The sequence below is a fragment of the Streptococcus pluranimalium genome (assembly GCF_002953735.1).
GTDB lineage: Bacteria > Bacillota > Bacilli > Lactobacillales > Streptococcaceae > Streptococcus > Streptococcus pluranimalium.
Genome location: NZ_CP025536.1, coordinates 1478525 through 1493530 on the forward strand (window position 1 = coordinate 1478525; position 15006 = coordinate 1493530).

Sequence of the window (15006 nt, forward strand, 5' to 3'; positions counted from 1 at the left end):
GTCAAAACCTATTCCAATCTTATTTCCTTGTTACGTGTTTTTTCATTATACCAAAAAACGATATTTTTAGGAATCAATGACAACCGACCATCTAGATTACAACTAAAGAGGCTTACTTTTTTAATAATTCTCTTGCTTGTTCCCTAGCTGATGCAGTAACATCACTCCCAGCAATCATCTTGGCAACTTCTTCAATCCGTTCGTCCTCATTAAGCAGGCGAACAGTAGAAACTGTTGAGGTATCATCACTTTCTTTAGAGATATAAAACTGATAATCTGCCGCAGCAATAACCTGTGGCAAATGAGAAATCGCAAGAACTTGACCGTGACTTCCAATTTTATAAATCTTTTGCGCAATAGCCTGAGCAACGCGACCTGATACCCCAGTGTCAACTTCATCAAAAACGATGCTAGTCTTATCTTCCTTACGAGAAAAGGCTGATTTTATAGCCAACATCAGACGAGATAATTCACCGCCCGAGGCAACTTTAACTAATGGTTTAAAACCTTCCCCTGGATTGGTCGAAATATAAAATTCAACCAACTCATTCCCTTCTTTGCTAAATTTTCCCTTATTAAACTGTACTTGAAAGTCTGCTTTTTCCATATAAAGCTCTCTAAGTTCAGCTTTAATCTCCTCTTCAAGAGAACGAGCAATGTTATGCCTAGCATCTGATAGTTTAGCCGCAGCGGCTAATAACTCTTTTTCCAAAAGACGAAGGTCCATTTCTAGACTCTCTGAATTAGCATCATTTCCAGTTAAGAGATTATATTCCTTAGTGATATTATCTAAATAATCCAAAACATCATCCACGCTACCACCATATTTTCGCGTAATCGTGTTTAATATATCCAGACGAGCTTCAACAGCTAGCAAACGACCAGCATCAAAATCTAGATTGTCAATAAGATCTGATAGTCCCTTGGCAACATCCTCTAAAACATAATAACTTTCAGCTAGATGAGTGGATAGTTCTTTATACTCAGGATCAAATTCTTCCAAGGTCATCATATCATTCATAGCTGAACGAACATTTGACAGACTAGACAGTTCCTCGTTATCTAACATAGTATAAGCATTGGTTAAAGTATCCGCAATCTGTTTGTGATTCATCAACTTGTCACGTTCTTGAACCAACTTTTCATCTTCACCTGATGTAAGGGCTGCTGCTTCAATCTCTGCCATTTGAAATTCGAGCATTTCAATTCGAGCCTTATGTTCACGCTCATTCTTTTGCTGGTCAAGAACACGTTTACGCAATACTCGATAGGATTCAAAGGTTTCTTGATAAGTTGCTTTAATATCGGCGAAAGCAGTATCACCAAACTCATCCAGCATACGAATGTGAAGACTCGGTTTCATCAATTCTTCTTGATCGTGCTGCCCATGGATATCAACCAGATGCTGGCCAATTGCTTTCAAGGTTGTCACATTAACCATTTGACCATTAACACGACTGACACTACGTCCATTTTGGAAAATATCACGACGAATAATCAAGTCATCTTCAAAATCAATACCGTTCTCTTCTAAAATAGCAAGCAGTTGAGGACTCTTTTCAACTGAAAATAGTCCTTCGATTTCAGCCTTGGGCTGTCCATGGCGAATAACTTCCGTTGAAGCACGCGCACCAAGCATCATGTTCATCGCATCAATGATAATAGACTTCCCAGCTCCGGTTTCACCAGTTAAGACGGTCATACCGTTATCAAACGTCAATGAAATCTCCTCAATAATAGCAAAGTTTTTTATGGAAATTTCTAATAACATGCTTGTCCTCGTTTTCTATTTCTTTTTGATTAAACCTTGAAAAATCTCTGTAAGTTCTTTAGCATTTTCGCCAGTTGTCGCAATTAAAAGCAGACTATCATCATCACCAAGTAAGCTAAAAATCTTTTCCGAATAATCTTCTAGGATAAGGCGTTTTAAATACTTTGTTGAGCCAGGGACGACAGTGATAGAGATCATATTAATTATCTCTGATTCCCCTTGAGTCACTTCTAAAATATTTTCAGCTGCTCGCTGCAAAGGGCTCATGTAACGTTGTGCAGCTTCATTTGATAGACCATAAACATAGCCACCACGGTTACTTTTTACCTTAATAATCCCAATCGTATTAATATCCCTCGAAACCGTTGCTTGAGTTGCCACAACGCCTTTGGACTCTAAAATAGCGACTAATTCTTGTTGCGTTTCAATTTCTTGTTCGCTAACAATGTGTCGAATTAATTCTAATCGTTCATTCTTCCGCATTTTTCTTAAATTCCTCATGTGCTTTTGCAACAACCTGACAGATATCCGTTAAAACCAAATTCTCAGGAGTTGCTGATTTTTCTAACAAAGCTAAAAATTCGATATTTCCGTGACCACCTTGTATCGGTGAAAAATCAAGTCCCCTAACTGTAAATCCGTAATTGACAGCAAAAGACGTTACATTTTCCAAAACTTTTTCGTGAACAACCTTATCTTTAACAATGCCATTTTTACCAATCTGCTCACGCCCCGCTTCAAATTGTGGTTTGACGAGGGCAACCACCTGACCGCCATCCACTAGGATATTAGCTAGCGCTGGCAAAATCAAATTGAGCGATATAAAACTAACATCAATACTGGCAAATGATGGTAAGCCTTCCCTAAAGTCCTTACTCTCGGCGTAACGAAAATTATATTGCTCCATCGAACGCACCCGTTCATCCTGGCGTAATTTCCAAACCAATTGATTGGTTCCGACATCCACCGCATAAACCAGTTTAGCGCCATTTTGCAGCATGACATCAGTGAACCCTCCTGTTGAGGCACCAATATCAATGGTGGTAGCATTTTCCACGGATAGTCCAAACACTTCTAAGGCCTTTTCAAGTTTCAATCCACCCCGGCTGACATACTTAAGTTTTTCACCCTTGAGTTTTAGCTCAGTGGCTTCATCAATTTTTTCACCGGGTTTATCATAACGTTGACCGTTAATAATATTGACAACCAAGCCTGCCATGACGCCACGTTTGGCTTGTTCTCTAGTATCAAACAGCCCCTGTTTATAGGCCAACACATCCACTCTTTCTTTAGGCATGAAGTCGTAACCTTTCTATGATAGGCAAAATACATCCGGCTTTAAAATCTGTTTCTTCTTCTAGGTTTTGGAAAATAGCTACCGCTTGATTGAGCGAGTCGTCCAAAATCTCATAAGATTTCTCTACACCTAAAAGAGCTGGGTAGGTTGATTTATCAGCAAGGATATCCTTATTAGGTGTTTTACCTAAAACATCAAAATCCGCTGTCACATCTAGAATATCATCGCGAACCTGAAAAGCTAGACCAAGCAATTGGCCTGCTGTACCTAATGCTAAAATGACCTTCTCCGATTGCTTGGCAATACGTCCAGCTGCTAAGAATGGGAAAACTAAGAGAGCACCTGTTTTGTTGGCGTGAATCAACTGAACTTGCTCAAGCGTCAAGCTCTGACCTTCTCCCTTCATATCAAGCATTTGCCCACCGACCATACCAAACGTTCCTGAAAAACGCGATAACATTTGGATAAGACTTACTTTGATATCCGCTTCCAAATCCGCTTCAGCAATAAGACCTGGGGCATCTAGAAAGAGCGAATCAGCTGCTAAAATAGCTGTTGCTTCATCGAACTTTTTGTGATTGGTCAAACGACCACGACGGTAATCGTCGTTGTCCATGGCAGGAAGGTCGTCGTGAATCAAACTACCAGTGTGAATCATCTCAAGAGCTGCTGCTACGTCAAAATGCGCCTCTGTCAACTTTATTCCGAATCCTTCTAGTAAATCCAATAAAATCATGGGACGAATCCGCTTGCCACCGCTATCAACGGAATAAAGAATGGCGTCAATCAGGTCTTTTGAAACAGCATTTTGGCTCTGATAATAAGTACGGATGGCTTGATCAATTTGAGTCATCTTATCCATTAGGCATCCAATTCCACTTCTGCACCGTCCGGCTGCATGACCTTAACCAGCGTTTTTTCAGCGTCTTGCAAGGTCTTTTGCAATTCTTTGGACAGAATCATCCCTTTTTGAAATTGCTCAATAGCTTTTTCTAAAGGAACATCACCATTTTCCAACTGGGTTACAATAGTTTCTAAATCTTGTAAATTCTCTTCAAATGTTTTTTTCTTACTTGGCATTTTCTACCTCTACTTCTAGCTGACCATCCTTCATTTGAATCGAAAGGTGGTCTCCTTTTTTGACATCATTAACACTGGTAATAGGTTTTTTATCTTTTTGAATAATCGCATAACCACGCGCCACAATTCTTGTCGTATCAAGTGACAAAAGCGCATCTTGAGCCTTTTCAAAACGACTAACCTTGCTGTCATAAGCACTGGTCATATTTGACATCAGCAGACGATTTAAAACAGCTAAACGTTCATCATAGCGGTTGACTTTTTCGGACAATCCAATTGTCAAGAGACGTTGATTTAAGAGGCGTTCTTGCTGCTGAGCTTGCTTAAGGTTAGTTGTCATTAATTGACTTAAACGACTGGTCAAATGGTCTAACTTTTGAGCAATACCATCATAAAGACGTTCAGGTTGTCTAAACATAACAGAAGCCCTCAGTTTGTCTAATCGGTCTCTTTGCCATTTTAACTGGCGTAAACTAGCCTGATAAGCCCGTTGCTGACGCTCACCAATCCAAGCCAAAATATCAGCCTTAGTAATAGGTGTTGCTAATTCAGCCGCTGCCGTAGGTGTAGCTGCTCGCTGGTCTGCGACAAAATCAGCTAAGGTTGTGTCTGTTTCATGACCGACACTGGAAATAATCGGCAAACGGGATTCAAAAATCGCTTCAACCACGATTTCCTCGTTAAAAGCCCATAAGTCTTCAATGGAACCACCACCACGACCAATAATCAGGATATCTAAATCTTCTCGCTGATTAGCCTCAGCAATATTAGCTGCCACTTCTTGCGCAGCACCATCGCCTTGAACCTTTGTTGGAAAAAGAAGAATATCCACTCCAGGAAAGCGTCTTGAAATAGTTGTGATAATATCCCTAATAACAGCCCCACTTGGACTAGTGACCACTCCTATTTTTTTAGGAAATTGAGGGAGCGACTGCTTGTGTCTATCGTCAAAATAGCCTGCCTCGCTTAATTTTTTCTTGAGCTGCTCAAATTGTAGAGCTAAAGCGCCAATGCCATCTGGCTCCGCCTTTTCAATAATAATGGAATAAGAACCACCAGGCTCATAGAGTTGGATACGACCGATGACATTAATTTTCATGCCCTCTTCCAGATCAAATCCTAATTTTTTGAATTGTCCAGCCCACACGGTCGCTTGTATAACCGCATGCTCATCCTTAAGCGAAAAATACTGGTGATTAGGACGACGTCGAAAATTTGACACTTGCCCCGTCAAATAAACCCGCTCTAGGTATGGATCTCGATCAAATTTCAATTTGAGATACTTGGTTAAATGACTAACTGTTAAATAATCCGACATCTATTCCCTTTCCATTTTTATGCAAAATTCTTCATTCATTATACCATTTTTCAGTCAATAAGAACAAAAGCAAACTGGATAAATAAAAGCAAAAAAGCAAGAAAAAACCTAATAACAAGATCTTTTCCTACTTTTTTAAAAACTATTCATTAATCGATCTTTACAAAGCACCGACAATCCTATGTGGTTGATAGGCTTCATCGAGATAGGCCATATCTTCAGATGACAATGCTACATCAAAAGCCCCCATGAAATCATCCAAATATTTTTCTTTCGTCACCCCAACAATTGGCGAATGAATACCTTTTTGCCACAGCCAAGCAAGAGCTATTTGAGCTCTAGAAACAGCTTTTTGCTCTGCCAATTCAGCCACACGGGCAACAATCTGACGATCTAGCTCTTCCGTAGAATCATATTTGTCGTGAGCTACCTGGTCGGTTTTACTACGAGCAGTATCCGCATTCCAATCCCTCACTACACGACCTGCTGCCAAAGGGCTGTAGGGCACCAAAGCCACTCCAGAATCTTGGCAGAAGGGAATCATTTCACGTTCATCCTCACGATAAAGCATATTGTAGTGGTTTTGCATAACAGAAAATTTGGTCCAGCCATTCTTTTCAGCGACATACTGTGCTTTTTGGAATTGCCAAGCATACATAGCTGAAGCCCCTAGATAGTGAACCTTACCATCACGCACCAAATCATTCAAAGCAGCCATGGTTTCTTCAATCGGTGTCTCATAATCCCAACGGTGAATATAAAGAATATCAATATAATCCGTACCTAGCCGTTTTAAACTAGCCTCTACTTGATTAAAAATGGCTTTACGAGACAAGCCCCTAGTATTTGGACTATCAGAATGACCATCCCCAAAGAAGAGCTTGGTCGCAATAATGACCTCATCACGCTTAGCAAAATCAGCTAGAGCACGCCCCAAGTATTCTTCACTAGTCCCTTTAGCGTAGGTATTTGCCGTATCAAAAAAATTAATACCCATATCCAAAGCTTTTTTGATGATATGGCGACTCTCTTCTTCGTTTAGTAGCCAACCAGAATGAAATCCTTTACTAGCATCCCCAAAACTCATGCAACCCAAGCATAATTTTGAAACTTCTAATCCAGTATTTCCAAGTCTTATATACTCCATGATAAACCTCCAATTATCTTAATATAGTTTTATTATACACCCTGTACTCAACTCCAAGTCAAGCGTTTTCATTATTATAGTCAAATAAATTAACTTTCAGATCAGGAACTGAATGGCAGACAGTACTGGAGTACGACAAGTTAAAAGTGACCATGTATCAAAGCTAATTCCAAAGACCATGTAACAAAAAAATCGGACCATAGTCCGACTCTTATAGCATATAAAAGACAATAGCAATATATTGCAATGCTGAAGCCAAAAGGATAAATAAGTGCCAAATCATATGGAAATAAGGACGTTTCTTAGCATAAAAGAACGCTCCCACTGTATAAGAAAGCCCACCTGCTAACATAAGTAAGCCAAAAGTAAGATTAGTTTTTTGAATAATAACCGGAAGGATGAAAACAACTAGCCAACCCATAAACAGGTAAAGAAATAGACTGAATTTTTCGTTAATTTGTTGAGCCAAAATCTTGTAAAGAATCCCGAATATCGTCACTCCCCATTGCAGAATGATAATAGTTACCCCTAACCAGCCGCCAACCAAAGAAAGAGCTACTGGAGTATATGAGCCTGCAATAGCAATATAAATCATACTGTGGTCAATAATCCTTAAAATATATTTCTGCGGTGTCCCATAGGTCATAGAGTGATAAACCGTTGACGATAAAAACATCAAGAACAAACTAATAACAAAGATAGACATACCAACAGCTGCTGTTAGATTATAAACCTGATAAGCTCTAACCGCTGTAACAGGTAGGAGAGCCAACATAATAGCTGCTCCCACTCCATGTGTGGTCGCATTAGCAATTTCTTCCCCAAACGATAAGGGATTGCTAAATTTAAAGGTTTGATTCATTATCTTTTCCTCCTAGTTCAATGGTCAATAAGCGCGCTTTATAATAGGATCTCACAGCTAAGCAAGAGTAAGCAATAATTTCTGGCACTTCTGCTTCTTCATTCATACAAATAACAAACAAATTGTACAAGTCTTCAGAGCTATAGTTCTGCCGCAAAACCTCCAAGGTTTCCCCGATTTCTTGTAGGCTAAAAACATTCTTTAAGAAAGCAATAGCAATCAAGCGAGCAATCTGATGCCGCTGATACTTTTTCTTAACCGGCTTTTCCAAGTGTCCATTCTTGACATAATTATTGACCATAGAAGAGGTAATCCCCTTAACATCTCTATCAACGCGTGTCTGGCTAACCTTGTTAACATAATAAAGCACTTGGTCTAAATAAAGTTCCAGCTCTGGCAAGTCTTCCCATAATGGTAATTTTTTTAAATGAATTTCTTCAAAAATATCACATCTAGTTTTCATAACTAGATTATATCATTTGTGTGAAAATAAACAAGAAAAAATCTTGTCCGAAGACAAGATTCTATTTTTATCTAACTATCTGATAGTTCTTAAGGCTGCTTCGTAAGTTTGTTCCAGAAGCATGGTAATCGTCATGGGACCAACGCCTCCGGGAACTGGGGTGATTAAATCAGCCAGTGGTTCAACAGCGTCAAAATCAACATCACCTGAGAGTTTTCCCTCATCATCACGATTCATACCAACATCAATGACAACAGCACCTGGCTTAACATAATCAGCTGTGATAAATTTGGAACGTCCGATAGCCACTACCAAAACATCAGCTGTTCTAGTAATGTTAGACAAATCTTTCGTCCTTGAATGTGTTGATGTGACCGTAGCATTAGCTTCCAAAAGCAGAGCTGCCATAGGCTTTCCAACAATATTGGAACGTCCGACAACAACAGCATTCTTACCCTCTAACTCAACCCCATAAACTTCAAACATCTTCATGATACCTGCAGGCGTACATGGAATCATAGCTGGTTTTCCAGACCACAAGCGACCTGTATTAACATGATGAAACCCATCAACATCTTTATCAGGATCAATCGCTAAAACGACTTTTTCTTCATCAATATGATCTGGCAGAGGTAACTGAACAAGAATACCATGAAAACGACTATCTTGATTATATTGTTCAACGGTATCAAGAAGTTCTTCTTGTGTGGTATCTTCCGATAGACGGACAGTCTCACTGAAAAATCCAGCTTTTTCAGCAGAACGCTCTTTATTTCGAACATAAATCTGACTGGCAGGATTTTCTCCAACTAGAATAACGACTAAACCTGGCACGACGCCTTCTTTCTCTCTTAAGTTAGCAACTTTTTCAGCCAATTCAGCCTGCATCTTTTGGGCAAGGCCCTTACCATCAATCAATCTTGCCATCATACACTCCTATACTTTTTGACCATTATACCAAAAAAGTCTGACAGATACCTAGCTCTAGTCTGGAAATAAATTTTCAAATCAGTCACTGCGATTAACATGTTAAAAGGTCACTCATAGACTTCAAAAACAATAGACTAACAGTATTTCAAAGCCCTTTTTCCAGATAATAAAAAAGTTGAAAAATGATCCAAATTGGATTTTTTCAACTTTAACAATTACTCGTCAATTTTATGCTATAACACCTTACTCAAGAAATTCTTTGTTCGTTCTTCTCGAGTATTTTCAAAGATTTGTTGAGGTGTCCCATCTTCAACAATAACACCACCATCCATGAAAATAACCCGGTCAGCTACCTCACGAGCAAATCCCATTTCATGTGTCACAATGACCATGGTCATACCAGACTTAGCTAAATCTTTCATAACAGCTAAAACTTCTCCTACCATCTCTGGATCAAGAGCTGATGTAGGTTCATCAAATAAGAGAACATCAGGATCCATGGCCAAGCCACGAGCAATGGCAATACGTTGCTGTTGCCCTCCAGATAAACTTGGAGAGTAAGCATTCGCCTTGTCACGAAGACCAACTTTATCAAGAAGGTCATAGGCTTTGCTTTCGGCTTCAGATTTAGATAACCCTTTTGTTTTAATCGGCGATAAGGTAATGTTTTCCAAAATACTCATATTTGGAAAGAGATTAAACTGTTGGAAAACCATTCCCATTTTTTCACGCATTTTAAAAACGTCATTCTTTTTGTCTGTAATATCCACACCTTCAAAGGTAACCTTACCCTTGGTTGGGATTTCCAGTAAGTTCATGGTTCTTAGAAAAGTTGACTTCCCTGATCCAGAAGGTCCTATGATAACCACGACTTCACCCTTATAAATGTCAAGGTCAATACCTTTTAAGACTTCGTTTTTACCGAAATACTTATGTAAATTCTCAATTGAAATCAAAGTTTCTGTCATCAGAGCGTCCCTCCATTACCCATACGTTTTTCAAGAAGTTTTAATAAACTTGACATAGCTGTTGTAACCATTAAGTAATAGAATGCCGCAAACAACAATGGCTCAACAGGAATATAAGTCGCCGCTACAACAGATTGGGCACCATTCCAAAGCTCCATTACCCCAATCGTTTGTAACAGTGAACTATCCTTGATAATCGTAATAAATTCATTACCCAAGGCTGGCAAAATATTTTTTATCGCTTGAGGTAAAATAACATAGCGCATAGCATTTTTAGGTTTTATACCAAGTGAATAAGCCGCTTCCAGCTGACCTTTTGGTACAGACTCAATACCAGCACGAACAGATTCCGAAATATAGGCACCACTGTTTAATGAAATAATGATGATACCTGGTAGTAGACGGGTAAAGTCCATATCTAAAACACCAAAACCAATCGTTGGTGCGCCATTAAAATGCATCCAAGCAAAAGCAATCATAATCTGAACAACCATGGGAGTTCCACGGAAAATCCAAACATAAATACCTGCCAACCATGCTAAAGGTTTAAAGGAGCTGCGTTTTAATAAAGCAATTAAGATACCAATAATAGTCCCAAAGAAAACGACACAAGCTGAAATCATAATCGTCACTAAGACACCGTAGTTAAAGTAGGCCCAATATTTGGGAAGGAATGAAAAATCCATAATGAACTCCTGTTAATAAAATATAAAAACAATCATAGCATATATGCGTATAAAAAACAATGTTTTTAGTATTTTTATGCAAATTTTCATTAACAGAACGATGATGACTTTAAGAAGGCTATAGAAATCAGTAACGATAGCAATAAGCCCGCAAGTATAGACTTTTATCACTGACAATTACTATCTATTTTATATAGTATCTGACAAAAAAAGTATCATCAATCTCATTTCAAAAAAAATAAGCTGGGAAATAGTTCCCCAACTCATTTCAATCATCTTAGTAAAGCAAATCGTAGATTTCCATTGCAATCAGATCAATGCTATCAAATGAATAAGTTTCTCTAGCTTCAACGTCACGCAAAGTAAAAACTGGTCCATTTTCTGGATCATTGCTAAATGCTACTTCTGCAACAACAACTCCTTCACGTTCAAAGTTACGTTTTAAATTACCACCATCTGTCGCCATAAGCTCAAGGCGGTTAATAATTCTCACTAAATGTGACTCCATATCAAACTCCTCTATTTATTATATTAGTCCTTCTTATTTTACCATAAATGAATGGCAAAGTAACTCCGAATCCACTATTTTCATAATAAAGATGATTTTCATAAAGGTAAGCAGTTAGTATTAGCACTCTTTCAATTAGAGTGCTAATTTTTAAACTTTTTACTTGCAATGTTGCTCCATAGTGCTATAATAAAAACAGATAAAGTTTGACTATATTTGACCAAAAAATATTTTGGACATTATCATTATGACTTTATTGTAAAAATCTCTCAAAAAGCGAGGTATGTCTATGCTTTGTCAAAATTGTCAATTAAACGAATCAACTATCCATTTATATACTAATGTTAATGGTAAACAGAAACAAGTCGATCTTTGCCAAAACTGTTATCAAATTATGAAAACAGATCCCAAAAACAACCTTTTATCTAATCTGGGTCGAGAAAACGCATCATCTTCTATGAATCCATTTTTTGATGATTTCTTCGGTGACTTAAATAACTTCCGTGCCTTCAGCGGTGACCTTCCAAACAGTCCTAAAACACAATCTGGTGGTCAGGGAGGAAACAATGGAATTGGAAATCGTCATCCAAATGCTCCACTAGGCGGTGCTCAACAAAAGCCTCAAGGACTCTTAGAAGAGTTCGGTATTAATATCACTGATATTGCACGCCAAGGCGATATTGATCCCGTTATTGGTCGCGATGAAGAAATCCTTCGTGTTATCGAAATTCTAAACCGTCGTACCAAAAATAATCCTGTCCTCATTGGTGAGCCAGGTGTTGGTAAAACTGCTGTCGTTGAAGGACTGGCTCAAAAGATTGTTGACGCTGATGTTCCTCAAAAACTCCAAGGAAAGCAAGTCATCCGTTTGGATGTTGTCAGCCTTGTTCAGGGGACAGGCATCCGTGGACAATTTGAAGAACGTATGCAAAAACTCATGGAAGAAATCCGTAATCGTCAAGATGTGATTCTCTTCATTGATGAGATTCATGAGATTGTTGGTGCAGGTAATGCTGGTGATGGAAACATGGACGCCGGCAATATCCTAAAACCTGCTCTAGCTCGTGGTGAGCTACAACTAGTCGGTGCTACTACTCTCAATGAATATCGTATCATTGAAAAAGATGCTGCTCTGGAACGTCGTATGCAGCCCGTCAAAGTTGATGAGCCAAGTGTTGAGGAAACTATCACCATCTTAAAAGGTATTCAACCAAAATACGAAGACTATCACCATGTCAAATATAGCCCTGATGCGATTGAAGCGGCAGCTATCCTTTCAAATCGTTACATTCAAGATCGCTTCCTTCCAGATAAGGCTATCGATCTACTTGATGAAGCTGGATCTAAAATGAATTTAACCTTAAATTTTGTTGATCCACAAGAAATCGATCAACGTCTGGTGGAAGCCGAAAACCTCAAAGCTCAAGCGACTCGAGATGAAGATTATGAACGCGCAGCTTATTTCCGTGACCAAATTGCTAAATACAAAGAAATGCAAGCGCAAAAAATCGATGACCACGATACTCCAGTCATCACTGAAAAAAATATCGAAGCCATCATTGAACAAAAAACTAATATTCCAGTCGGCGATCTCAAAGAAAAAGAACAAAGTCAATTAATTCATTTGGCTGACGACCTTAAATCACACGTTATTGGACAAGACGATGCTGTTGATAAAATTGCAAAAGCCATTCGTCGTAACCGTGTCGGACTTGGTTCGCCAAATCGCCCAATCGGTTCCTTCCTCTTTGTTGGTCCAACTGGTGTCGGTAAAACTGAACTCTCAAAACAACTAGCAATCGAGCTCTTTGGTTCAGCAGACAGCATGATTCGCTTTGATATGTCCGAGTACATGGAAAAACATGCCGTCGCCAAACTTGTCGGAGCTCCTCCAGGTTATGTTGGTTATGAAGAAGCTGGTCAATTAACAGAAAAAGTTCGTCGCAATCCATACTCACTCATTCTCTTGGATGAAGTTGAGAAAGCTCACCCAGATGTTATGCATATGTTCTTACAAGTTCTTGACGATGGTCGTTTGACTGATGGTCAAGGCCGTACCGTTAGCTTCAAAGATACCATTATCATCATGACCTCGAATGCTGGAACAGGCAAGGTTGAAGCTTCTGTTGGATTTGGAGCAGCTCGTGAAGGTCGTACCAACTCCGTTCTTAACCAACTTGGAGACTTCTTTAGCCCAGAATTCATGAACCGTTTTGACGGTATTATCGAATTCAAAGCCCTTGAAAAAGAAAATCTCCTTACTATTGTTGATCTCATGCTCAAAGATGTCAATGATAGACTTGCTACCAACGGTCTTCACCTTGATGTCACCGAGAAAGTTAAGGAAAAATTGGTTGATCTTGGCTATGATCCAAAAATGGGAGCTCGTCCACTTCGCAGAACAATTCAAGACCATATCGAAGATGCTATCACAGATTTCTATCTTGAAAATCCTTCAGAGAAAAATCTCCGTGCCATCATGACTTCTAATGGAAACATCATTATCAAATCAAATACGAAAGCTGAAGCTGTCGTAGAAGAAAACTAAAAAAAAAAGATTGTGTTAATGCATTTGAACTGCACCCCAAAAGTTAGACACAAAATCTAACGATTGGGGTGCTTTTCCTATGAAGTTAAGTTATAAAGATAAACTAGAAATCTATGAGCTGAGAAAGAACGGAATGTCGTGGCCTTGGATTAGCCAACAATATGATGTTAATATTTCTAATCTCACATACATGATGAACCTCATGGATCGGTATGGCGTAGAAGTCGTTGAAAAAGGTAACAATCGGTATTATTCTCCCGAATTAAAGGAGGAAATAATAGATAAAGTCTTGATTCATGGTTGTTCTCAACTCTCAGTTTCTCTTGATTATGCCTTGCCAAATCGAGGAATACTTCCAAATTGGATAGCGCAATACAAGAAAAACGGTTATACTATTCTTGAAAAACCAAGAGGGAGACCGAGCAAGATGGGACGTAAACGCAATAAAACCTGGGATGAAATGACGGAATTAGAACGCCTTCAAGAGGAAAATGAACGTCTCCGAACTGAGGTGGCCTTTCTAAAAAAGTTGAGAGAACTTCGTTTAAGGGACGAAGCTCTAGCGCGCGAACGGCAGAAACAATTAGAGACATGGTCCAAGAAGGATTCCGACTAGACCTCCTACTTGCGACAGCTAAAATGCCTCGCTCCACCTATTATTATCAAGTCAAGCAACTGGATAAACTCGACAAGAACAAAGCAATTAAGACTGAAATTCAAGCCATTTATGATGAACATAAAGGTAATTACGGCTATCGTCGAATTTATTTAGAACTCAGAAATCGTGGATTTGTGGTCAATCATAAGAAAGTTCAACGTCTCATGACAGTCATGGGCCTAGCAGCCCGCATTCGTCGTAAGCGCAAGTATTCTTCTTACAAAGGTGGAGTTGGTAAGAAGGCTGATAATCTAATTAAACGTCAATTCGAGGGCTCTAAGCCTTGCGAGAAGTGTTATACCGATGTGACGGAGTTTGCCTTACCTGAAGGAAAACTCTACTTATCACCTGTTCTTGACGGCTATAACAGCGAGATTATTGATTTCACTCTGTCTCGATCTCCTAACTTGAAACAGGTTCAGACCATGCTGGATAAGGCATTTCCAGCAGATTCATACAGTGGAACTATTCTTCATAGTGACCAGGGTTGGCAATACCAACACCAGTCCTACCATGATTTTTTAGAGTCTAAAGGCATTCTGCCATCTATGTCCCGCAAGGGAAATAGTCCAGATAATGGCATGATGGAATCTTTCTTTGGCATTCTCAAATCTGAAATGTTTTATGGACTCGAGACATCTTATCAATCCCTTGACGAGCTTGAAGAAGCTATTATAGACTATATTTATTACTACAACAACAAACGCATTAAAGTAAAACTAAAAGGACTTAGTCCTGTCCAATACAGAACTAAATCCTTTCAATAATGA

At 39.0% G+C, this 15006-nt stretch carries 15 protein-coding genes; 2 read left to right on the top strand and 13 right to left on the bottom strand.

The features are described from left to right. Positions 1–112: 112 nt before the first annotated feature. The 13 genes from recN to C0J00_RS07530 all read right to left on the bottom strand — a co-directional run bounded on the left by recN (position 113) and on the right by C0J00_RS07530 (position 11030). Positions 113–1771, bottom strand: coding sequence for a DNA repair protein RecN (gene recN, locus C0J00_RS07470; protein WP_104968288.1), 1659 nt, complete (start codon positions 1769–1771; stop codon positions 113–115). 15 nt (positions 1772–1786) lie between these two features. Next, positions 1787–2254, bottom strand: coding sequence for an arginine repressor (locus C0J00_RS07475; protein ID WP_104968289.1), 468 nt, complete (start codon positions 2252–2254; stop codon positions 1787–1789). After that, positions 2241–3068, bottom strand: coding sequence for a TlyA family RNA methyltransferase (locus C0J00_RS07480; protein ID WP_104968290.1), 828 nt, complete (start codon positions 3066–3068; stop codon positions 2241–2243). Before C0J00_RS07480 ends, C0J00_RS07475 begins: the two co-directional genes overlap by 14 nt. After that, positions 3061–3930, bottom strand: a complete 870-nt coding sequence (locus C0J00_RS07485; RefSeq protein WP_104968291.1) for a polyprenyl synthetase family protein — start codon at positions 3928–3930, stop codon at positions 3061–3063. Before C0J00_RS07485 ends, C0J00_RS07480 begins: the two co-directional genes overlap by 8 nt. Then, the gene (locus tag C0J00_RS07490; protein ID WP_104968292.1) at positions 3930–4148 is read right to left on the bottom strand and encodes an exodeoxyribonuclease VII small subunit; all 219 of its coding nucleotides are present in this window, start codon (positions 4146–4148) and stop codon (positions 3930–3932) included. The genes C0J00_RS07485 and C0J00_RS07490 overlap by 1 nt, the downstream gene beginning before the upstream one ends. Continuing rightward, positions 4138–5466, bottom strand: coding sequence for an exodeoxyribonuclease VII large subunit (gene xseA / locus C0J00_RS07495; protein ID WP_104968293.1), 1329 nt, complete (start codon positions 5464–5466; stop codon positions 4138–4140). Before xseA ends, C0J00_RS07490 begins: the two co-directional genes overlap by 11 nt. A gap of 160 nt (positions 5467–5626) precedes the next feature. Next, complete coding sequence (locus C0J00_RS07500; RefSeq protein ID WP_104968294.1) at positions 5627–6613, bottom strand: aldo/keto reductase; 987 nt, start codon at positions 6611–6613, stop codon at positions 5627–5629. Between the two features lie 211 nt (positions 6614–6824). Beyond that, on the bottom strand, positions 6825–7475 hold the full coding sequence (gene trhA, locus C0J00_RS07505; protein WP_104968295.1) for a PAQR family membrane homeostasis protein TrhA: 651 nt from the start codon (positions 7473–7475) through the stop codon (positions 6825–6827). After that, positions 7459–7938 carry a DUF1836 domain-containing protein gene (locus C0J00_RS07510; protein WP_104968296.1) on the bottom strand — a complete coding sequence of 160 codons (480 nt, stop codon included), beginning with the start codon at positions 7936–7938 and terminating at the stop codon, positions 7459–7461. Before C0J00_RS07510 ends, trhA begins: the two co-directional genes overlap by 17 nt. A 75-nt stretch (positions 7939–8013) precedes the next feature. Continuing rightward, positions 8014–8865: a bifunctional methylenetetrahydrofolate dehydrogenase/methenyltetrahydrofolate cyclohydrolase gene (locus C0J00_RS07515; protein WP_104968297.1), complete on the bottom strand. Its 852-nt coding sequence runs from the start codon at positions 8863–8865 to the stop codon at positions 8014–8016. A 236-nt stretch (positions 8866–9101) separates the two neighbouring features. Then, the gene (locus C0J00_RS07520) at positions 9102–9836 is read right to left on the bottom strand and encodes an amino acid ABC transporter ATP-binding protein (protein ID WP_104968298.1); all 735 of its coding nucleotides are present in this window, start codon (positions 9834–9836) and stop codon (positions 9102–9104) included. Further along, positions 9836–10522, bottom strand: a complete 687-nt coding sequence (locus C0J00_RS07525; RefSeq protein ID WP_104968299.1) for an amino acid ABC transporter permease — start codon at positions 10520–10522, stop codon at positions 9836–9838. The genes C0J00_RS07520 and C0J00_RS07525 overlap by 1 nt, the downstream gene beginning before the upstream one ends. Positions 10523–10799: 277 nt before the next feature. Then, positions 10800–11030: a YkuJ family protein gene (locus C0J00_RS07530; protein WP_104968300.1), complete on the bottom strand. Its 231-nt coding sequence runs from the start codon at positions 11028–11030 to the stop codon at positions 10800–10802. 289 nt (positions 11031–11319) lie between these two features. Between C0J00_RS07530 and C0J00_RS07535 the strand changes: the two genes are divergently transcribed. Beyond that, positions 11320–13578, top strand: a complete 2259-nt coding sequence (locus C0J00_RS07535) for an ATP-dependent Clp protease ATP-binding subunit (protein WP_104968301.1) — start codon at positions 11320–11322, stop codon at positions 13576–13578. 79 nt (positions 13579–13657) lie between these two features. Further along, positions 13658–15003, top strand: a protein-coding gene (locus C0J00_RS07540; protein ID WP_199773958.1) for an IS3 family transposase whose coding sequence is annotated in 2 segments (ribosomal slippage) — positions 13658–14099 and positions 14099–15003 — 1347 coding nt in all. Because the reading frame shifts where the segments join, the coding sequence is not laid out codon by codon here. The last annotated feature ends 3 nt before the right edge of the window (positions 15004–15006 follow it).

Coding starts and splice junctions, on each gene's coding strand:
- recN (WP_104968288.1), bottom strand. CDS start 1,771: ATGTTATTAGAAATTTCCATAAAAAACTTTGCTATTATTGAGGAGATT.
- C0J00_RS07475 (WP_104968289.1), bottom strand. CDS start 2,254: ATGCGGAAGAATGAACGATTAGAATTAATTCGACACATTGTTAGCGAA.
- C0J00_RS07480 (WP_104968290.1), bottom strand. CDS start 3,068: ATGCCTAAAGAAAGAGTGGATGTGTTGGCCTATAAACAGGGGCTGTTT.
- C0J00_RS07485 (WP_104968291.1), bottom strand. CDS start 3,930: ATGGATAAGATGACTCAAATTGATCAAGCCATCCGTACTTATTATCAG.
- C0J00_RS07490 (WP_104968292.1), bottom strand. CDS start 4,148: ATGCCAAGTAAGAAAAAAACATTTGAAGAGAATTTACAAGATTTAGAA.
- xseA (WP_104968293.1), bottom strand. CDS start 5,466: ATGTCGGATTATTTAACAGTTAGTCATTTAACCAAGTATCTCAAATTG.
- C0J00_RS07500 (WP_104968294.1), bottom strand. CDS start 6,613: ATGGAGTATATAAGACTTGGAAATACTGGATTAGAAGTTTCAAAATTA.
- trhA (WP_104968295.1), bottom strand. CDS start 7,475: ATGAATCAAACCTTTAAATTTAGCAATCCCTTATCGTTTGGGGAAGAA.
- C0J00_RS07510 (WP_104968296.1), bottom strand. CDS start 7,938: ATGAAAACTAGATGTGATATTTTTGAAGAAATTCATTTAAAAAAATTA.
- C0J00_RS07515 (WP_104968297.1), bottom strand. CDS start 8,865: ATGGCAAGATTGATTGATGGTAAGGGCCTTGCCCAAAAGATGCAGGCT.
- C0J00_RS07520 (WP_104968298.1), bottom strand. CDS start 9,836: ATGACAGAAACTTTGATTTCAATTGAGAATTTACATAAGTATTTCGGT.
- C0J00_RS07525 (WP_104968299.1), bottom strand. CDS start 10,522: ATGGATTTTTCATTCCTTCCCAAATATTGGGCCTACTTTAACTACGGT.
- C0J00_RS07530 (WP_104968300.1), bottom strand. CDS start 11,030: ATGGAGTCACATTTAGTGAGAATTATTAACCGCCTTGAGCTTATGGCG.
- C0J00_RS07535 (WP_104968301.1), top strand. CDS start 11,320: ATGCTTTGTCAAAATTGTCAATTAAACGAATCAACTATCCATTTATAT.